The organism is Rhizobium sp. 05L419, assembly GCF_056397845.1.
This window is the reverse complement of the sequence record NZ_JBFTOF010000001.1, coordinates 217542-237319: the sequence shown is the minus strand read 5'-3', so window position 1 is coordinate 237319 and position 19778 is coordinate 217542. Positions and strand designations below refer to the sequence as shown.

The following is a 19778-nucleotide window of genomic DNA, read 5'->3' as shown; positions in this document are numbered from 1 at the left end:
CCCGTAAGTATCCGCCGCCTTGGAATCAGGCTGTTTCAGCCAGGTGCACGGTATGGCCGAGCCAGTCCGCGCAATCGGCAAGTGCGCGCTTGGCGATCAGCTGCCGTTTCATGATCGTCTTGTCCTTGCCTCGGAAGCGCTTGACGCCCTCCGGCTTGACGATCGAGCCCGGCTCAAGCTCCGGGAACAGGCCGAAGTTGATATTCATCGGCTGGAACGAACGCTTGCCGGGCTCTTCGTCGGTGACGAGATGCCCACCGGTAATGTGACCAAGCAGCGAGCCGAGCGCCGTGGTCGCAGGAGGCAGCGATGTTGCCTCGCCCTTGCGCTCCGCCGCCGCGAAACGACCTGCCAGCAGGCCGATGCTGGCACTCTCGACATAGCCTTCGCAGCCTGTGATCTGGCCGGCGAAGCGTAGGCCGGGCCGGGATTTCAGCGTCAGCGAAGAGTCCAGCAGCGTTGGCGAATTGATGTAGGTATTGCGATGAAGGCCGCCGAGGCGGGCGAATTCCGCATTCTGCAGGCCTGGAATCATCCGGAAGATATCCGCCTGAGCGCCGTACTTCAGCTTCGTCTGGAAGCCGACCATATTGTAAAGCGTTCCAAGCGCATTGTCCTGACGCAGCTGAACGACCGCATAGGCCTTCACGGTCGGGTTATGGGAGTTCGTCAGTCCCATCGGTTTCATCGGGCCGTGGCGCAGCGTTTCACGCCCGCGCTCGGCCATGACTTCGATCGGCAGGCAGCCGTCGAAATAGGGCGTGCCTTCCCATTCCTTGAAGCCGACCGTGTCGCCGGCGATCAGGGCATCGACGAAGGCGTTATACTGGGCTTCGTCCATCGGGCAGTTGATATAGTCCTTGCCGGTACCGCCCGGGCCGACCTTGTCGTAGCGCGACTGATACCAGCAGATATCCATGTCGATGCTCTCGCGGTACATGATCGGGGCGATGGCGTCGAAAAAGGCAAGCGCATCCGCGCCGGTTTCCGCCTGGATGGCGCTTGCAAGCGAGGGTGCCGTCAGTGGTCCGGTTGCAACGATTGCCAGATCCCATTCCTTCGGCGGCAGGCCGGTGATTTCTTCGCGAACGACTGAAATCAGCGGGTGGCCGTGGACAGCCGCGGTCACCGCAGCCGAAAAGCCGTCGCGATCGACGGCAAGCGCCCCGCCGGCCGGCACCTGATGCTTGTCGGCACAGGCCATGATCAACGAGCCGGCCATCCGCATTTCAGCGTGGATCACGCCGACTGCATTGCTGGTCGCGTCGTCGGAGCGGAACGAATTCGAGCACACGAGCTCGGCAAGATCGTCCGTCTTGTGCGCATCGGTGCCGCGAAGGCCGCGCATCTCGTGCAGGACGACCGGGACACCCGCTTGGGCGATCTGCCAGGCCGCTTCAGAGCCGGCGAGTCCGCCGCCGACCACGTGGATGGGAGTTTGGGAAGAGGTCTTATTCATGCGTGGCTGATTATCACGCCGAGCCGGCGCAGGAAACCGAAGAATCGAAATGCGCGCACGACCTTTATCCTACAGAGGAGGAGCCTAGAGATCGAGTTCCAGGCGTGCGCCGCTACTGTCCGCAGCCGGTACACTGCAGCATATCAGCGCCTCATTTTCGGCGACATCGGCCGTCGGCATCCGGGTGTAGGCGACGGCGCCGGACAAAACCTTCGTCCGGCAGCTTCCACACTGGCCGAGCCGACAGCTGAATTCTGGTGCCAGCCCGCGCGCTTCCGCAAGTTCTAGCAGTGTGCCGCCACCTGGCTCCCAGCGCGCCTCCGTTCCCGATTGCATGAAATACACTGGCACCGGGCTATCGGCTGCCGGGCGCAACGGCGCACTCTTTGCAGCGGTGTCTTCGGCGCGAGCAAGCGATGCTGCTCCGAACGCTTCGGCGTGAATCCGGCGATCGGCAATGTTGAGGCCGTGGAGGCCGTCATAGACCGATTGCATGAAGGCAGGCGGACCGCAGAGATAGAAGTCGTAGTCGTCGAACGGCAATAGCGCCGAGAGCAGCGCCATATCCACACGGCCCTGCTTCTCATAGTCTCCGGCGACGGCGCCTGTGGCGTCCCCGAGCAGCCGAACGAACCTGACGACGCCCCCGGCCGCTGCGACGAGTGACTGGATCTCGTCGTTGAACGCGCGCTCTGCCTTGCTGTGCGCAGAGTAGATCAGCCAGGTCGGTCGGATCCGTCGCGTTCGAAACCCCTCATAGACGACATGCCGAAGCATTGCGAGCAGAGGCGTAATGCCTATTCCAGCCGCAAGCAGCACAGCAGGCCGCGCCTCCCGCGCGTCGATCGTGAAGGCACCCGTCGGCGCCCGCGCCTCGATGATGTCGCCCGGCCCGATGGCGTCGTGCAGATGCGTCGAGACTACGCCTTCACGCTTGACACTGATGCGGTAGATGCCATCGGACGGCGCCACTGAAAGCGTGTAGGTGCGGATCGCTGGCGCGTCCGATCCCCTCAGTCTGATACGAATCGGCAGGTGCTGCCCGGCAAGATGAGCAACAACACCGCCGGCGTCGGCTGGCTCGAGATAGAAGGAGCGAACGCTTGCGCTTTCCTGGACGACCCGTGCAACGCGCAGCGGTCGCCAACTGCGCGAAAGCTCCGCCGCGCGCATCCGGCCGGCCGCTTCATCCCAATTCCCGGTCATCGAGGAGTTGGGAGAGTGTCCGTCGGCACGCGATTGCCATCTGAGCGCCAGTGCATCGGGTCTGTAGACGATCTGCCGGGGACGAAAGCGCCATAAGCGTTCGGCACCCTGGAAGGCTGCAATCTCCGGCGAATCGAGCACAACTTCGGCATCGCCCGACAATTGCAGCATGTCGCCGCTCTCGAAATCGGCAAAGACGAGGCCGACGCGTGGATTGGCGAGGATGTTGCCGAGCGTGTTGAAGAATAGATTGCCGGCAAAATCCGGAATCGTCAGAGCGCCGTCGTCGCCGATCCTGACGAAACCCGGCTTGCCGCCGCGATGCGAGGCGTCGACCTGCCGCTCGCCGTTCTCGCGTTCGACGTAGGAGGCGACGAAGAAGGTGTCCGCATTTCGGATCATCTCCGCGGCGCGCCGATCGAGCTTGTCAAGCACGACCGGACGTTGCCCCGAGGGTTGCATGCCTTCGCGCACGAACGTGAAATCCCGCAGCTGTATATACTGCGGACAGTTGCCGTAGGCCTGGCCGACACGCACATCGAAGCGGTCCGTCGTCTTTCGGCTGATCGTCCCATTCAGCCGATTGCGCCGGCGCGTGTGCAGTTCGATGCCGAGCATGCCGATGGCATCGCCGTCTTCCATGCCTCGATCTGCGGGGTCGTCAGGCTCGCGCGGGAGGTTGACGCTGAGGCTATGGGGATCCCGGCTCTCCAGAAAGCCCGGACGGTTGGCGCGCAATGTCGCCCAGGCATTGCTTTCGGCGTCCACCGTCCCAAGGACAATGAAAGGCAGTTGCGGGTAGAACTGCCGGTGCTGATCAATCAGGTGATCGCGCAGGACGCGCCGGCCGACTTCGCCCATGCGCTCGGCGACGCCCGCCCTTTCCTGCAGCGCAATCTCTCCCCCATGCCAGGGAGAGAGCGTCTCGCCTTTCTCGTTCGTGAGCATGGCTCGCTCCTTCGCGGATGGCAGTATCCGCCGTGATGGGCCAATTGGATATCAGGCCGCGTCGGCTAGCCCGACAGGTGTCTTTTGAAAGGGATGGAAGCCGGGCAGGCCCTCGACCCGTTGAAGCCAGGCCGTGACGTTACGGTAGATGAAACGATCGACGTTTCCTTCTGGCGCGCGGGCGATGTAGCTGTAGAGCGCGACATCGGCAATCGTCGGCCGGCCGCCCGCGATCCAGTCGCGATCGGCAAGCTGGGCGTCGATCAACGCGAGAATCCGGTGAGCGCGTGCAATCACTTCCTCCGCGTCGAACTTGGCCCCGAAGACGGTCACCAGCCGGGCGGCAGCTGGCCCGTAAGCGATCTCGCCGGCAGCAACCGACAGCCAGCGCTGCACCGCAGCCGCCCCCGCGGCATCATCCGGAAGCCAACCTTCCGGTCCATGCTTCTTGGCGATATAGACAAGGATCGCGTTGGAGTCGGTGATAACGGCATCACCGTCCTCGAGTACCGGAACCTGGCCAAAGGGATTGAGCGAGAGAAAGGCCGGGCTCTTGTGCTCGCCGGAAGCAAGATCGACTTCGATAATATCCACGTCGGCGCCGATCAGCGAGAGGAAGAGACGAGCCCGATGGGAATGGCCCGAAAGGGGATGGACATGGAGTTTCATTGGCCTGGTCTCCGGTTGAATTGAGCAAACGATAATTGTTTCACCAGGCATATGGAATTTCAAAATTTAGAAAGATACTGTTTCATAAAATGGAATAACCAACAGGTGAGCGATGGATCGACTTCAATGCATGAGGGTGTTGGTTAGGGTTGCCGAGACGGCAAGCTTTGCCGAGGCGGCGCGGCAATTGCACATGAGCCCTCCGGCGGTTACCCGCGCCATTGCCTTTCTGGAGGATGCCACGGGCGCGCGGCTGTTCGTGCGATCGACCCGTTCCGTGAAGCTTACGCCATCCGGCAGTCGCTATGTCGATGATTGCAGGAGAATTCTCGCCGAAATCGAGGAGGCGGAAGCATCTGCGGGCGGCTCCCATGCCACCGCGTCTGGAATACTGACGGTCACCGCCCCGGTTTTGTTCGGACAGTTCCATATCATCCCCGTCATGACTGAGTTTCTGGCATTGCATCCAGCCGTCACAGGCCGAGCCCTGCTGTTCGACCGGATAGTCAGCCTTGTGGAAGAGGGCATCGACGTCGCGATCCGCATCGGGCACCTGCAGGATTCCGATCAGACTGCGATCAAGGTCGGGAGCGTCCGCCGCGTGGTTTGCGGAGCGCCATCCTATTTCGCGCGCTGTGGCGAGCCGAAGACACCGAGCGATCTCTCCCGGCACGTCACGATCGTGAACACCGGCTCTTCGGCGCCGCTCGATTGGCACTTTGCTCCGAACCATGCGGCGGTGACGCTTCATCCGCGCCTGTATTGCAACACCGTCGATGCGTCGATTGCCGCGGCGGTGACGGGTTGGGGGCTGTCGCGCGCGCTCTCCTATCAGGTCGTCAGGCAGGTTGCCGCCGGCCAGCTGCGGATGGTTCTGGAAGACTATGAGGAGGAGCCGCTGCCCATCCATGTCGTTCACACCGAGGGCCGGCATGTGTCCGCCAAGACGCGCAGCTTCGTGGATTTCGCGGTTCAAAGACTGCGGGCGCTCGAACTTTGAGCCTCGGGCGCTTCATGAGGAGCGCGGCAACCCGTTGTCTCTTCGAAACCGCGCTGGCCGGAAAACGTGGCCCTGGAATCAAAAACGGCGCCTGATGGCGCCGTCTTGGAAGCTTCACGCGCCCCGCTATTAGCGGAAGGCGCGGGAAGCGATGTTGCGGATCTCGTAGCGGCTTACGCCGATGTCGGAGAGCGTCTGGTTGGAGAGGCTGCCAAGTTCGCTAAGCGTGCGGCGGTAGCTGAGCCAGCTCTTTGCAATGCGGATCGGGTTCATGGTCTTGTTCCTCAGAATGATGATCGTGGGCGGCGTGATTGCCGCCTCAACCGTTGACATTCATATAGGCGTTCGCCGCGAAATTGTGCAGTGCAATTATTAGGCTCCTGCCATGCAATTGTGCATGTGATGCACATGGAACGTGCAGGCGATAATTTTTGAGCAGACGGGGGAGCGGAGGATTTTGTGCAACCAGTGCGTTATCCCGTGATTTGGACAAAAGAAAACGCCCGTTGCCGAAGGCAGCGGGCGTTTTTTTGAAAGGCGATCTGCTTGGGAGGAAGCTGATCTCTTGGTATTAACGGGTTGCTTCGCGCGCAACGCGATGGATGTCCGAACGGTCGATGCCGAGGTCATGCAATTCGCGGTTGGTCATGCGGCCGAGTTCGCTGATGGTCTGACGATACTTGCGCCAGTTGTTGAAAGAGCGAGTGATGTTCATTTTGGTCCCCTTTCCGAGGGCTGCGTCTGCCAGCTGCCGCCCATCGGCGCTGACCTGTATTTGATGAGCAGAATATATGTTGCACCGCGAAGGAGCGGTAGAGCCAAGTTTTCACGACACATATGCGCAGGATGCAAAGCTCATAGTGTGAAATACGCGATTTCATCGTAGTCTGGTTAATGAATAGGCAGAATCTGTGCGGTTAGGTGTTTTCGGCGCCGAGTATGTCGCAATATCTCGACAATCGGCGAGTGTGGGCGCCTGGTGCCTGCTCTTGCCCGCTCACTAGCCGTCTTTTGCCTCAGGAGTTTTGCTGTTGATCATCGGTACGGCGGAGGCGGCCAATACCGGAATTCGGATGTCGCTGAAGTCCTGCAAGGTTAGAGGTTTCCGAGGCTTAACTCAAATGTTGCGTGAGAAGACAAAACGCCCACCGGGGGAGGATCCGGTGGGCGTTGTGTAAATGACTGACAACTGGGAGGAGGAGCGTCGTCAGTCTATCAGAGCGCGCTGGGAGGAGGAGTGCGCAGCTCCGAATCTCTTTGCGGAAATCATCTCCGCAGGCATTCGGCGTACCAGATCGGGGAACGATCCCCGATGCTTCTTGAGATCTAAATAGTATGACTTATTGAAATATTGCAGTGCAATATTCTCGTGGCACCAATGCGGATTTCGCATAGCTCTTTCATGATGGATTTATATTAGCAAATGAAGCTTATCGTTTAATTAATATCCGCCCCCAATTTCCCTAGACAGGAATTTGCATGGGGCCGTTTCCTCGGCGGCCAATCACCGTCTATAACGTTGCAGATTGAGGGCGCGTCGTCGCGCATATTGCGGAGTGGGGCATGTACCGCGGGCGTCTGGAAAGAGATTTATCGGTGTGGGTCGGCAAGGGACTGCTGGCTGGGGAAACGGCTGATGCGTTGTTGAAGGAATATGACGCGCGCCCGGCAAGCTTCAGCCTCGGCAACGTGCTGATGATCCTCGCGGCCATATTGTTGGCCGCAGCAATCCTTCTCGTCGTTGCGTCGAACTGGGAGGCGATCCCACGCCTCGTGCGGGTATGCCTGATCATAGCTTTGATCTGGGCCGTTCATCTCGGTGCAGCAGCCATGCTTGCGCGCGGGGCGGTAGCGGCCGCCAACGGGCTCCTGGTCATCGGCACTCTGAGCTTTGGCGGGGCGATCTCGCTCGTCGGGCAGATGTATCATCTGTCCGGAGACGAACAGACGGTGATGTATCTCTGGTTCGCGATGGCAGCCGTTTCGGCCGTCTTGTTTCGCTCGGGCGTCGTCGCCGCTGTGGCGGGGTTTCTGGCCTGGGCAAGTTTTGCAGTCTATCTCGACGCCTCCAACATGCGGTGGATGCGTTTCGATGCCTGGATGGCGCCGGTCATGGCTTTGGCCGTCATTGGCCTCGTGCGCTATACCGGTGCGGATCGCGCCCGCCATCTTGCCTATCTGTTGCTCGTCGGTTGGCTCGCATGGCTGTATACGCTGGATTCCGATCTCCGGCTTGCGGCGCTCTATGCCGCAGGCGGCATGGCGGCCTTCATTCTTGTAAGCCTTCCTGTGCCCCGGCTGTCCGGTCTGGTGAGGAGTGCCGGCGCCGCACCGGCCTTCTACGTGTTCCTCGTTGCCGTCATCGGCTTGTTCTTCCTCCATGTAGATATTGACGAAGGTGGACGGCTCATTGTCCTGGGGCTGGTCACGCTGGCGGCCGCCATCCTGGCCATTGCGCTGCAGGGGCGCGACAACGGTGCCGTTCGCTACCTTGCCTACACGGTGTTTGCCGTCGAGATGCTTTACCTGGCTTCGGTCACGGTTGGCTCGATCCTCGGGACCTCCGGTCTCTTCCTGTGCTCAGGCCTGTTCGTGGCATTCCTCGCCTGGGTCGTCATCCGGCTCGAACGCCGATTTGCCGGCAAGGCAGGAGGGGAGGCAAGCCTATGAGTATCTTTTCACTCAAACAGCAGTCCGGGCGTCGCTACCTCGTCGCCGCCGTCGCTGTTGCCGCCCTCCAGACGGCGGTGCTTGGTTATGTGATCGAAAGCCGGGCGGCCATCCTGCGCAACGGAACGGATGTGCTGCTGAAGACCGCACCTGTCGACCCGCGTGATTTCCTGCGGGGCGATTATGTCGTGCTGAACTATGACATATCCTCGGTTCCGGTTCGGTCGATCACCGGTGAGATTCCCAAGGAACCGGGAGAACGGAGCCTTTGGGTGCGGGTGAAGCAAGGCGAGGGCGGCTTCTGGGGTGTTGTCGAATCATCGTTCCAGCCTCTGCCGGAACAGGAGGCCACGGCCGTTCTGCATACAAGGCCATTCTACAGCTATGGCACCGCTCAGGCCGAGGGCATCCATGTCGATTATGGCATCGAGCGCTATTACGTGCCTGAGGGCGCGGGCTTGGCGCTGGAGCAGGCGCGGCAGGAGGGCGAGGTTTCAATTGCGGTACGCGTTGCCGCCGACGGAACACCCCAGATACGGAGCCTGCTGGTGGACGGCAAGCCTGCCTACGAGGAGCCCCTTTACTGACTTGGAGCGGTATCGTGTGGAAGGCCGGCTGGATAGGCAAAAATCCCTGTCATCAGGCCTTCATTTTTCCTTTGCCTCTACCAAATCGGGTGTTATAGAGACGCCGCGCTCCGGAAGGCCTCATGTGCAGGCATATGCATGCGGCTTTTGAGAACGCGGGTATGGTGAAATTGGTAGACACGCCAGATTTAGGTTCTGGTGCCGCAAGGCGTGGGAGTTCAAGTCTCTCTACCCGCACCAAGAGCTTGCAGGCGGGGGGACCGACCAGGTGTCCCTCGATTGCCCGGTAGCAAGCGCCGTTCCGCCTGGGGCGGAATGAATAAGAATTGAGAACAAGCCACGCCCGGCAACTTTCCGGCGTCGTGCTCATCGAAACGAACGGCGTCTGGGCACGGCCGCCACGAAATGAAGGTAGGAAGACATGCAGGTTATCGAAACGCTCGCTGAAGGGCTGAAGCGCGAAATCAAGGTCGTAATCCCGGCCAAGGACATGGAAGTCAAGATGAACGAGCGTCTTGCCGACGTGAAGGACAAGGTCCGGATCAACGGCTTCCGCCCGGGCAAGGTTCCGACTGCACACCTGAAGAAGGTGTATGGCAAGTCGATCATGGCCGACCTCGTCAACGAGATCGTCCGCGAGCAGCCGACCGCCATCCTTGCCGAGCGTGGCGAAAAGTCCGCAACGCAGCCTGAGGTCGCGATGACGGAAGACAAGGACGAAGCGGACAAGATCCTCGCCGCTGAGCAGGATTTTGAGTTCACGCTCTCCTACGAAGTCCTGCCGCCGATCGAACTGAAGTCCGTCAAGGGTGTGAAGATCACACGCGAAGTCGTTGACATCTCCGACGAGGAAGTCACCGAGCAAGTCCTGAAGGTCGCTGAAAGCGCCCGTACATACGAAACGAAGAAGGGCAAGGCTGCCGACGGCGACCGCATCACGATGGACTACGTCGGCAAGGTCGACGGCGAAGCCTTYGAAGGCGGCACCGATCAGGGCGCTGAACTCGTTCTCGGCTCCGGCCGCTTCATCCCCGGCTTCGAAGATCAGCTGGTCGGTACCAAGGCCGGTGAAGAAAAGACCGTCAACGTTACGTTCCCGGCTGATTATCCGGCCAAGAACCTCGCTGGCAAGGAAGCCACCTTCGACGTCACCGTCAAGGATGTTGCTGCTCCAGCTGACGTTGAAATCAACGACGAACTGGCAAAGAAGCTTGGCCTTGAATCGGCTGACCGTCTGAAGGAAATCGTCCGCGGACAGATCGAGTCGCAGTACGGCTCGCTGACCCGCCAGAAGGTGAAGCGTCAGATCCTCGACCAGCTCGACGAAATGTACAAGTTCGAGACCCCGACCTCGCTCGTCGAAGCTGAATACAACGGTATCTGGAGCCAGGTTTCCAACGACCTCGCGCAGTCCGGCAAGACCTTCGAAGACGAAGACACGACTGAAGAACAGGCTCGCGAAGAGTACAAGAAGCTCGCTGAGCGCCGCGTCCGTCTCGGCCTCGTCCTCTCCGAAATCGGCGAAAAGGCCGGCGTCGAAGTGAGCGAAGACGAAATGCAGCGCGCGATCTACGAACAGCTGCGTCAGTACCCGGGCCAGGAAAAGCAGATCCTCGAATTCTTCCGCAGCCAGCCGGGTGCCGCCGCTTCGATCCGCGCGCCGATCTTCGAAGAAAAGGTCATCGACCACCTGCTGACCGAGATCGACGTCACGGACAAGAAGGTAACCAAGGAAGAGCTGCTCGCCGAAGAAGAAGGTGAAGGCTCCGAGAACGAAGCCAAGAAGGCTGCGCCGAAGAAGAAGGCAGCTGCAAAGGTTGAAGCCGCCGAAGGCGAAGAAGCCGCTGCTCCGAAGAAGAAGGCCGCTCCGAAGAAGAAGGCTTCCGAGGACAGCGCCGAGTAATCTTCGGCCGTTCGATCCCAATGGAAAACCCCGCCTCGTTGCGGGGTTTTTTGCGTTCCGGCGCAGGTTAGCCCGGCTTCTCCCACGCGAAACTCGAGGACGGCGGGGTGAAGGAGCGCGTTGAATTCATCGCTACGCTTCGGACTGCCGTGGTGCTCGATCTGATCCAGCCGCTGTCGCGCCGATGTAGCGAGAAACTCCAACCCGACCTGCCCCGTTGGACGGGGTTCAGGAAAGACGATACGCCCCTTCATCAGGCTCAGCCGGCCCGGTGTGCATGCGTCAGCTCCGCAATTTTCTTGATATGCGAGACTGCTGCGAGGCCGCCTGCCGTCTTGGTGAACAGTTCGAGCGTCTCGTCCTCATGGTCGCCGACCGGGGTCAGCGCCTGATCCATATAGGTCTTCGTCGCTTTGTCGCGCGCAATGAAGAATGCAGTTGTCGCCAGCCGCGCAATGGTTACGCCCAGTGACGCATGTTTGGCGGCTGTCTCCCAGATGAATCGTGGCCAGAAGACGAGTGCGCTTTCATGCGGCAATCCGGGGCGTCGCTCCGACGGATGCTTCAGCCGAAGCAGGCCGCTCTGAAGCGGGTGCACGTTTTCAAGGGGCACGGTCGTGGCGAAGGACACGAGGATCTTGACGAGGCTCGCAAGCGGGACGCCGGTCGCGACGGCGCGGCGCAGCAGCGTCTTCATGTGCTCGGGCGTATAATAGAGAGACCAAGCCTCCTGGTAGATGCTCTCCCATTCTGCCTTGCTCATCTTCTGATGCGCGGTGCAGACATGCTCGACGTCGTAGATGTTGAGATCGGCATCCATCTCGACACCCTTCTTCCACAACGTCTGATGATCCTCCGAGCCGGGCAACGGCGTCAGGCAGAAGAACTCGATCACATCGAGGGGAAGTTCGTGCTGGATGATGGCGATGTCGCGCCTGATCGATTCCGCCGTATCGGCGGGGAACCCGAGAATGTAGCCGGCAAGCGTCATGATGCCCTGGGCTTTCCAGGCAAGCAGCATCTTGCGGTATTCGGTGATCTTGTTCTGATTCTTCTTGGCGATCGTCAGGTTGTCCGGATTGACGTTCTCCAGGCCAATGAATACCCGCGTCACACCGGCACGCTTGGATTTCTCGATGAAATTCGGGATCTTGTGACAGAGCGTATCGACTTGGATCATCAGGCCGAGTGGAATGCCATCCTTCTCCCGCAGCTCGATCAGCCGGTCGAAGATCGCTTCCCAATCCCGGTTGCGGGCGAAGTTGTCGTCGGTGATGAAGAATTTGTGGATGCCCTGCGCCCAGTTCATCCGAACCAGCTTCTCGACATCGTCGGCGGTGCGAAAGCGCGATTTTCGACCCTGCACGTTGATGATGGTGCAGAAGGAGCACTGATAGGGACAGCCGCGGCCGGCATCGAAGCTTGTGCTGAGGCCGAGTGTCTGCGCAACATTGGCCTTCGGCAGGAAGGGAACGGCCGCGCCCTCGATGCTCGGCAGGTCGTTCATGAAATTGTAGAGCGGCGCCAGCCTGCCGGAAGCGGCGTCCTGCAGCACCTTGTCGAGACGCCCTTCCGCCTCTCCGGCAAACATCGAGATTCCCATCTCCCGGCAGGCATCGAGACCCACCGCCTTGCCGTCGAGCATTGCAAGGCATCCGGAAACATGGAAGCCGCCTATCGACACGGCAACGCCTGCATCGCGGAACGGCCGGGCGATATCCAGCGCACGGGGATACTGGTTCGACTGTACGCCGACCAGAGCGACCATGCCGAAATTGCCGTTTGCCTTCAGAAGGCTGAGAAGGGAGGGGATGTTGACCCGGGTGTTGGTCTCGTCGATGACCGTTATGTCGATGCCCACATTCGGCCCGAGCACCTTGCGCTCGGCACAATCGGCGGCAATCCCATAGAGCGCAGCCAGCGAGTTCGATGGGATCATCGCTCGCCACCAGCGGATCACATAGCCATCGTCGTCGTAGTGAGACGGCTTGATCAGGATGAGCTGGAAATTCCGTTCAGAAGTCTCGGACAGATCTCGCACGGTTACTCGCTGGTAAGAGAGAACCCCATGCAGGGGACGCTATCAGAGACGGCGAATATTACAAGGGAAGCTTTGCCCGGGGTCACCCAGCGGAAAAGCGTTCTGCCCGGAACGATCGATATCGTATGTAAGTCATTGGTTTAGAAGGATATACCACCAGAAGCCCGGAACGGTCTTCTGGTGGGCACGACATCAAAGTTCCGATTTGATGTCGCCCATGCGGTTCCAGGCATCGAGGCCAGCGATCTTGTATGCCTCTGCGAGAGTCGGATAGTTGAAGGTGTTCTCGACGAAATACTCGACGGTGCCCTTAAGGTTCAACACCGCCTGGCCGATGTGGACCAGTTCGGTCGCACCCTCGCCGACGATATGGACGCCCAGCAAACGGCGCGTCTTCAGCGAGAAGATCAGCTTCAGCAGTCCGGTGTCGAGACCCATGATATGACCGCGCGAGGTCTCGCGGAAACGGGCGATGCCGCATTCGTAGGGGATGCCGCGCTCCTTCATCTCCTCTTCCGTAAGGCCGCAGGTCGAAATTTCCGGCACGGCATAGATGCCATAGGGGAAATACTTCGGCGGCTCCTTGGCGACAGCGCCGATCGCGACACGCGCAGCGATGCGCCCCTGTTCCATTGAGGTGGAGGCAAGGCTCGGGAAGCCGACGACGTCGCCGGCGGCATAGATGTTCGGCACCGAGGTCTGGAAGGTCTCGGGATTGACCTTGAGACGACCGCGGCTGTCTGCCTCCAGGCCGGCAGCAGCAAGATTGAGCGTGTCGGTCGCGCCCATGCGACCGGCTGCAAACAGAACCATGTCGCTCACCAACCGGCGGCCGTTGTCGAGCAGCAGTTCGACCTTGCCATTGTCTAGCCGCTTCACCTTGTCGGCCTTGGTGCCGAGCATGATCTTCATGTTGCGATCGCGCAGCTGGTAGGTGAAATCCTCGATGATTTCCTTGTCGATGAAGTCGAGCATCGTCGGCTTTGGATCGATGACCGTGACTGCGGTGTCCAGCGCGCTGAAGATCGTCGCGTATTCGATGCCGATGACGCCTGCGCCGATGACGGTCATCGAGCGCGGCAGCTCCTGGATTTCCAGCAGTTCGTCACTGTCGAGAACGGTCCTGTTGTCGAAGGGAATGTAGTCCGGCCGAAACGGCTTGGTGCCGACGGCAAGCAGAATGCTCGCGCCTGTCACCTTCAGCACTTCGCCATCGTCCTTGACGACCTCGAGCGTCGAGGGATCGGCAAAGCTCGCCTTGCCGCGGATGTGCTGAACGCGATTGCGCGCGAACTGATGCTCGAGAACCTCGACTTCGTGATCAAGCGTGATCAGCAGTCGGCGCCTGAGATCGTCGGCGCTGATTTCGTCCTTGACGCGGTAAGCCTTGCCGTAGAAGCCGCGTTCGCGCCAGCCGGAAAGATTGAGCGCCGTTTCGCGGAGCGTCTTGGACGGGATCGTGCCGGTATGAACGGAGACGCCGCCGACACGCTTGCCCTGTTCGATGACCAGCACCTTCTTGCCGAGTTTGGCGGCCTGGATTGCGCCACGGCGGCCTGCCGGGCCGCTACCCACAACAACGAGATCGTACTGGAACATGAGCTGGCCCCGATTGGAAAGCTGGAATCATTGCGACGCAAAATGTCGCGCGATCACGGGTAGCTGGTCAATGTTGCAGATTGATTTACGCGCGACAATCAGGATTGAGCGAAGCCAAGTAGGGGTTCCATCATCTCGAACGTGCGATCCATGGCAAAGGAGCGGGAAATAGGCAGCCCGAGATGGCCGTAGAAGATCGACATCTGGCCTTCGGCTGTCTTTTCGTTAGCATTGGCGATCGCCGCCAGATAGAGCGCCGAGGCAAGTCCGGTCCGGTCGGCGCCGGACCGGCAGTGGATCAGGATGGGCTTCGGCGCATCGCGCATGATCTTGATGAGGGCCTGCGCCTTTTCCTCGGACAGTTCCCTGGCGGCGGACATGCTGAAGTCGATGTGCGTTATGTTGAGCGCCTTGGCTTGCGCAACTTCGGCGTTGTACCACTCCGGCTTGTTGGATTCTCCGCGCAGGTTCAGGATCGTCTTGATCCCGTACCGCTTCTCCAGGTCCGCGATCGCTTCGGCGGACGGTTGCGACGAGCGATAGACCTCTCCGGGAATGACCGTATGGAAGTTGTCCGTGGCCGCGAGATAGGAGAAATAGCCGCCAACGATGAGAAAGAACAGTATGGCTGGGTATAATGCCATCCTCCGATAGAGGGAGGAATTTCGGGACGCGATTTTCTTCGTCATCAATGGTCTCTGATCAGGATGGTTGCAGCATCGCTGCTCTGCCACCAAAACCTGACGGACACCTGAAAACGAAAAACGAACTTAGATCAGATGCAGGCTTTTCAGCCTCGCATGCCCATCCTTGCCGACGATGATGTGATCGTGAACGGTGATCCCAGCGGCTTCGCGGTATCGATGATCATCTTGGTCATGTCGACGTCCGCACGGCAAGGGGTGGGATTGCCCGAGGGATGGTTGTGCACGAGGATGAGGGCGGTCGCGGAAAGCTCCAGTGCGCGCTTCACCACTTCGCGCGCGGATAGACCGGCGTATGATCGACCGTGCCGACCCCTGCACTGCAATCAGTGCATTGCGCTTGTCGAGAAAGAGAATGCGGAACTGCTCGCATGTCTCGTGGGCCGGCGGCCCATGCGAGATCGCATTGGCGGACTGCTCCGCAAGAACGCCCGCTCGTCGACGGCCGTTTCATCGGCTGCCTCGAAAGGCGGCTCTTCATCGCCGTTGAACGGAGCGGGTCCTTTCTCCATCAGCGACTTATCGGCCGAGCGGCGGCAACCCCGGTCTGTCGAGGCCGGCAGGCGAGAGCGTGAAGATCTCGCAGCCATCGGCGGTTACACCGACCGTGTGCTCGTATTGCGCCGACAGCGAGCGGTCGCGGGTGACGGCGGTCCAGCCGTCCGCGAGAACCTTCACATGCGGACGACCGAGATTGATCATCGGCTCGATGGTGAAGATCATGCCTTCGCGCAGTTCCGGCCCTTCGTTGGCGCGACCGTAGTGCAGGATATTTGGAGAGTCGTGAAACAGCGAGCCCACCCCATGGCCACAGAAATCGCGCACCACCGAGCAACGCTCCACCTCCGCATAGGTCTGGATCGCTTCGCCGATGGCCCCGGTGCGCGAGCCCGGGCGAACGGCGGCAATGCCGCGCAGCAGCGACTCGTAAGTGACTTCCAGCAATCTTTCGGCCGCACGCTTGACCGATCCCACAGGATACATTCGGCTGGAATCGCCATGCCAGCCATCGACCACATAGGTCACGTCGATGTTGACGATATCGCCCTCGCGAAGCGGCTTCCCGTCGGGAATGCCGTGGCAGACGACGTGATTGATTGAGGTGCAGGTCGACTTCGTGTAGCCGCGGTAGTTGAGGGTTGCCGGATAGGCGCCGTTATCCATGCCGAATTCGAAGACGAACCGATCGATCGCGTCGGTAGCGACGCCGGGCTGCACGATCGCGGCAAGCGCGTCCAGGCAGCGCGCCGTGACCTGACAGGCCTTGCGCATGCCCTCGAATGCCTCAGAACCGTAGAGCCTGATGGCGCCGGTATTCTTCGACGGCGCGGAGGAGGCTTCGATGTAATTTACCATTGCAGGGCCTTAGCAGAAACTGTCTTCGTCGTACATAATGCAGCTATGCCGGGTTCGTCCATCGGGATCAATGGGCCAGGGGTGATTTATGGGGCACCGCCCTTGCCGTGCGCCCTTGCCTGCGACCTTGCCGATCCGTGGTGGATCGGCCGAGGGGATAGTAGTTTCGCGTTTCGCACATTCGCCCACGGCGCGGGTTCTCCTCCACGCGGCCGGCTAGCCTGTGGTTTGAAAGGCAAGGCTTACTCGGACGGGGCGCTGGAAATTTCCGCGATTGAGTAAAAATACAAAGCGCTTCCCAGCACCCCGTTCGACGGTTTTTTCGCAACTCCGGTCTCTCTGTATCCCCTCCCAACTTCGCCGGGGGAGAAGCTTGCACTTCCCCTGGGGGCCTTGCGTGGCGCACAGGCACGTCCGAAGCTCATTTCGGGGGGGGCGTTTTTCAACGGAGCCCCGCCGTCTCCAGAGGGAGACCATTTTCTGCGAACCCCAGATAGGAGAGCATGCGTCGTTATCCCACACCCAGCGCCGATCCCACCTCGCCGCAACGCTTTGCGGTGCATCCGACGCCGGGACGCTGCAATTGCAGGCATGGGTTTGCGGAGCGGAGGTAATCGAGTGGCGCACTTCCGCTAAGCCACTGACTTTGCTCATATGTGCCAATATCAACATCCCCCCATTCCTGTGCCTGTCACAGGAATCCAGTGCACCTAAGTCCTTGGGTGCGGAAAACTCTTCATCCGACAACGGGGAGCCATACACGGCGCCGACGTGCCGCCGGCGATGCACGCAACGGTATAGCCCCAAGACCGGCAAATCGCAGACCGACGTTGCATCGGGTCGACGATGCGGTCTATAAACCGCCCACGCACCACGGACCCGGTGAAACTCCGGGTGGCTCTTCTGGCCGCCGATCCGCCAGACAGCGCAAAACCTGCACGCCATATGCAACCGCTCCATAGAGTGCGTTCGGCTACGCTTTATAGAGTGCGTTCGGCTACGCTTTGCGAGAATCCAGCACATGCAATTTTCTTCCATCCGCAGGGATTGGTTCGCCAGTCCGACGCGCGAGATGCTCGCTGGAGCAGTCGCCACATTCGCCTTGATCCCCGAGGTCATTGCCTTCTCCTTTGTCGCGGGCGTAGACCCGCAGGTCGGCCTGTTCGCCTCCTTCGTCATCGGCATCGCCATTGCCTTTACAGGCGGCCGGCCGGCGAGCGGGTCGTGCAGCGGTTCAGGTCGCACGGCATAGAAGTGGAGGTGGCGGGGCTCAATCAGGCCAGTGCGACGCTGGTCGGACGTCTCGACAAGACAACAAACTTGAAAGAGGTTTGACTGAGCCGTTTCGGCGTCATCAGGGACATTCCAATGAACATACTGATATTCGGAGCGACCGGCATGGTCGGTCAGGGCGTACTGCGCGAGTGCCTGCTTGCCGACGACGTCCGGCAGATCACGGTTGTCGGTCGCGAACCGATACCAGCCGTCCAGCCCAAGATGACGCAGGTCGTCATGGCCGACCTGTTCGACTACAAGGATATCCAGGGCCAGATCACCGGCTTTGATGCGTGTTTCTTCTGTCTTGGCGTATCGTCCGGCGGAATGACAGAAGACGCCTACACGCACGTTACCTACGATCTGACGATGGCGGTTGCGGAAGCTTTGGCGCGATTGAACCCGCAGATGACCTTCGTCTATGTCTCGGGAGCAGGTACGGACGCGACCGAGACCGGGCGGACCATGTGGGCCCGCGTCAAGGGCAAGACGGAGAACGCACTGCAACGCCTGCCGTTTGCCGCAGTGTTTCTGTTTCGGCCGGGCATCATCCAGCCGCTCCACGGCATCCGATCGAAGACGCGGTCCTATCGGCTTCTCTACAGCGTCACGGCGCTTGTGCTTCCGGTCTTCCGGCGGCTGCTGCCCGGTCTTGTCCTGACGACCGAGGTCATCGGAAAGGCGATGCTTGAGGCGGCCAGGACCGGCAGGGGACGTGCGGTGCTTGGAAGCAAGGAGATCGATGCTTTGGCAAGGGGCATTCGCCGGTAGCGGCAAGTGCCAGCGTTCGACAGCCGCGCTCGCCGCTCACGATCGGGACGAAAACAGCGACGCGAGGCGCGATGCCGGCTTGTTCGGCATGCTGGTGACCACGACTAGCTGGCGGATGTCTCCGCGCTTGAAGGCGGCAAGGAAGCGCTTGTAATCCCTGACGGAAACGCAACCGTTGGAATCGCCGCGGGCACCGAGCATGTAGGTGTGGGCAAGAAGGCCGACGCGGTTGTAGACATTGCCGGCGCCGCCGACTGGATTGAGGCGGATTGCTTCCACGCCGTGGAACAGGCTCTCGCGCATCGTCAGGGCGTAGGTATGCGGTGGTGTCGGTCCCCGGTTCTTTTCGTGCACGTAGCGCGGATTGTCGCGCATTTTTCCGAGGCCGGAATGGGCTTCAAGGCGCTCGCCGTTCGGGAGGTAGACGACATTGGCGGAGATGTCGTAGACCGCGACGCCGTTGCGGGCGACCGGGTTGGAAAGCCGCTTGGGAACGACGGGGATCTCACCCTCGTCGTCTCCGACGTCAGGTCGCGCGTAGGCAAGCACCGGTTCTGCGGGGCGGGTTGCGCGCTCAGCTGCCGGGGCTCGCTTGTTCAAGCCGTCCGGACGCGCCATCGGCAGCGGCACGGTAGCATTGCTGTTGCTCAGGACGAGATCGAATGGCTGGGCGGAGCCTTCTTCAACAGCGTCCTTCATCTCTGCATCAGCCGCAACGCTTGCAACCTCGATGGGCTTCTCGGGAATCTTCGGGTTGCGGGCGGGCTGCGCCTCCGGCCCGGCTGCCGCACGCGGCGCAGCGGCGAGCGCGAGAAGAGCGGGGCCTTCGATCGCCGCGACCTCTGCCTTCGATGGGATGACGATGCGATCGCTCGTCGCGGCGCTGGCAACAGTCACGGCGGGCACTGCTGCCAGAGCGTCATCCTTTGATTTCGGGTCAACCGGTGTTGCTGCGGCGAGTGTCGTGGGCCGCGCTGGAGCGGCTTCCGCAACGACGAGTGGAGCGGAGCTGCCGATAAACGCCGTCGTCAGAGCGGAAGGCGCAACGGCGCGCTCGTCCTTGGCCGTCAGCGCACCCAACCGTGAAAATTTGGTGACGTGGACGATGCGTTCCCTGGTCGGCGCAACGGCGGCGACCCTGGGCTTGAGCGCGATGTCCGTCAGCGAGCCGGGTTGTGTCGAAGGCGCTATCGCATGCATTGCCGCGACCGTCGTGACGACCCATGCGGAAGCGGCGAAGCCGGCACCAAAGAGAGTTGCACCTGAGAGGAAGCGGAATGAGCGGCGTAAACGAGAAATGGACTTACCTATTGGCCTGGTATTGGCAAACACATCGACCGCAAACGCCATGGCACTCGTCTTTCACAACGCGTTACTAGGCCGGCGGTACTGACACATGGATACTTCTTCGCCGGGGCGGGTAACGGAGCAACAGGGCCAAATTGCGGCCCGGTGCCATTTGCCGCCGAGTTGCAGGATGACGAATTATGGTAACCAATTTCTTTACGTGCTCGATTTATCTGCACCGAACCGCCGCGAGGAGGCTCTCGGTTTTGCATGGTTTTCCCGCGGTGACGCCCCTCCGCGGGC

15 protein-coding genes, 1 tRNA gene, 2 pseudogenes and 1 other annotated feature are annotated in these 19778 nt (G+C 60.6%); of the genes and pseudogenes, 7 read left to right on the top strand and 11 right to left on the bottom strand.

Annotated elements, in window-relative coordinates; genetic code table 11:
* Positions 1-25: 25 nt before the first annotated feature.
* From trmFO to AC1DMK_RS01195, 3 genes are all read right to left on the bottom strand, one after another.
* Positions 26-1459, bottom strand: a complete 1434-nt coding sequence (trmFO, locus tag AC1DMK_RS01205; RefSeq protein WP_477856686.1) for a methylenetetrahydrofolate--tRNA-(uracil(54)-C(5))-methyltransferase (FADH(2)-oxidizing) TrmFO — start codon at positions 1457-1459, stop codon at positions 26-28.
* Between the two features lie 84 nt (positions 1460-1543).
* Entirely contained in the window at positions 1544-3613 is a 2070-nt protein-coding gene (locus tag AC1DMK_RS01200; RefSeq protein ID WP_477856684.1) for a 2Fe-2S iron-sulfur cluster-binding protein, read from the bottom strand.
* A 51-nt stretch (positions 3614-3664) separates the two neighbouring features.
* The gene (locus AC1DMK_RS01195) at positions 3665-4282 is read right to left on the bottom strand and encodes a glutathione S-transferase (protein ID WP_037065702.1); all 618 of its coding nucleotides are present in this window, start codon (positions 4280-4282) and stop codon (positions 3665-3667) included.
* Positions 4283-4394: 112 nt separating this feature from the next.
* Here AC1DMK_RS01195 and AC1DMK_RS01190 point away from each other — a divergent pair, with 112 nt between their 5' ends.
* Positions 4395-5282 carry a LysR family transcriptional regulator gene (locus tag AC1DMK_RS01190; RefSeq protein ID WP_477856682.1) on the top strand — a complete coding sequence of 296 codons (888 nt, stop codon included), beginning with the start codon at positions 4395-4397 and terminating at the stop codon, positions 5280-5282.
* Between the two features lie 129 nt (positions 5283-5411).
* Here AC1DMK_RS01190 and AC1DMK_RS01185 read toward each other — a convergent pair whose 3' ends face one another.
* A complete protein-coding gene (locus tag AC1DMK_RS01185; protein WP_080725599.1) occupies positions 5412-5555 on the bottom strand; it encodes a DUF1127 domain-containing protein in 144 nt (47 codons plus the stop codon).
* 298 nt (positions 5556-5853) lie between these two features.
* A complete protein-coding gene (locus AC1DMK_RS01180) occupies positions 5854-5997 on the bottom strand; it encodes a YjiS-like domain-containing protein (RefSeq protein WP_080725595.1) in 144 nt (47 codons plus the stop codon).
* A gap of 848 nt (positions 5998-6845) precedes the next feature.
* Between AC1DMK_RS01180 and AC1DMK_RS01175 the strand changes: the two genes are divergently transcribed.
* The 4 genes from AC1DMK_RS01175 to tig all read left to right on the top strand — a co-directional run bounded on the left by AC1DMK_RS01175 (position 6846) and on the right by tig (position 10442).
* Positions 6846-7952, top strand: coding sequence for a DUF2157 domain-containing protein (locus tag AC1DMK_RS01175; protein WP_477856680.1), 1107 nt, complete (start codon positions 6846-6848; stop codon positions 7950-7952).
* Positions 7949-8539, top strand: coding sequence for a GDYXXLXY domain-containing protein (locus AC1DMK_RS01170; protein WP_477856678.1), 591 nt, complete (start codon positions 7949-7951; stop codon positions 8537-8539). Before AC1DMK_RS01175 ends, AC1DMK_RS01170 begins: the two co-directional genes overlap by 4 nt.
* A 155-nt stretch (positions 8540-8694) precedes the next feature.
* Positions 8695-8779: transfer RNA gene (locus AC1DMK_RS01165), tRNA-Leu, on the top strand.
* Positions 8780-8960: 181 nt separating this feature from the next.
* Positions 8961-10442 (top strand): trigger factor, encoded by a 1482-nt coding sequence (gene tig / locus AC1DMK_RS01160; RefSeq protein WP_037061403.1) that lies wholly within the window; start codon positions 8961-8963, stop codon positions 10440-10442.
* Between the two features lie 259 nt (positions 10443-10701).
* On the opposite strand, the gene AC1DMK_RS01155 is transcribed toward tig, so the two are convergent.
* From AC1DMK_RS01155 to map, 5 genes and pseudogenes are all read right to left on the bottom strand, one after another.
* On the bottom strand, positions 10702-12483 hold the full coding sequence (locus AC1DMK_RS01155; protein WP_037061405.1) for a radical SAM protein: 1782 nt from the start codon (positions 12481-12483) through the stop codon (positions 10702-10704).
* Positions 12484-12675: 192 nt separating this feature from the next.
* Complete coding sequence (sthA, locus tag AC1DMK_RS01150; RefSeq protein WP_037061408.1) at positions 12676-14082, bottom strand: Si-specific NAD(P)(+) transhydrogenase; 1407 nt, start codon at positions 14080-14082, stop codon at positions 12676-12678.
* Positions 14083-14180: 98 nt separating this feature from the next.
* Positions 14181-14771, bottom strand: coding sequence for a dual specificity protein phosphatase family protein (locus AC1DMK_RS01145; RefSeq protein ID WP_051973978.1), 591 nt, complete (start codon positions 14769-14771; stop codon positions 14181-14183).
* An 81-nt stretch (positions 14772-14852) separates the two neighbouring features.
* Positions 14853-15182 (bottom strand): annotated as a pseudogene (locus AC1DMK_RS01140) (JAB domain-containing protein); the annotation flags it as partial.
* 123 nt (positions 15183-15305) lie between these two features.
* Complete coding sequence (map, locus tag AC1DMK_RS01135; RefSeq protein ID WP_037061410.1) at positions 15306-16142, bottom strand: type I methionyl aminopeptidase; 837 nt, start codon at positions 16140-16142, stop codon at positions 15306-15308.
* Positions 16143-17014: 872 nt separating this feature from the next.
* Positions 17015-17070, top strand: a sequence feature (sul1 is cis-regulatory element that is thought to sense ions involved in sulfur or methionine metabolism; They are found in Alphaproteobacteria).
* A 93-nt stretch (positions 17071-17163) separates the two neighbouring features.
* Here map and AC1DMK_RS01130 point away from each other — a divergent pair.
* Positions 17164-17358, top strand: a pseudogene (locus tag AC1DMK_RS01130) (SulP family inorganic anion transporter); the annotation flags it as partial.
* A gap of 152 nt (positions 17359-17510) precedes the next feature.
* Positions 17511-18188, top strand: a complete 678-nt coding sequence (locus AC1DMK_RS01125; RefSeq protein WP_477856674.1) for an NAD(P)H-binding protein — start codon at positions 17511-17513, stop codon at positions 18186-18188.
* A 36-nt stretch (positions 18189-18224) separates the two neighbouring features.
* Here the strand turns inward: AC1DMK_RS01125 and AC1DMK_RS01120 are convergent, their stop codons facing one another.
* Complete coding sequence (locus tag AC1DMK_RS01120) at positions 18225-19538, bottom strand: DUF2778 domain-containing protein (RefSeq protein ID WP_477856672.1); 1314 nt, start codon at positions 19536-19538, stop codon at positions 18225-18227.
* Positions 19539-19778 lie beyond the last annotated feature (240 nt).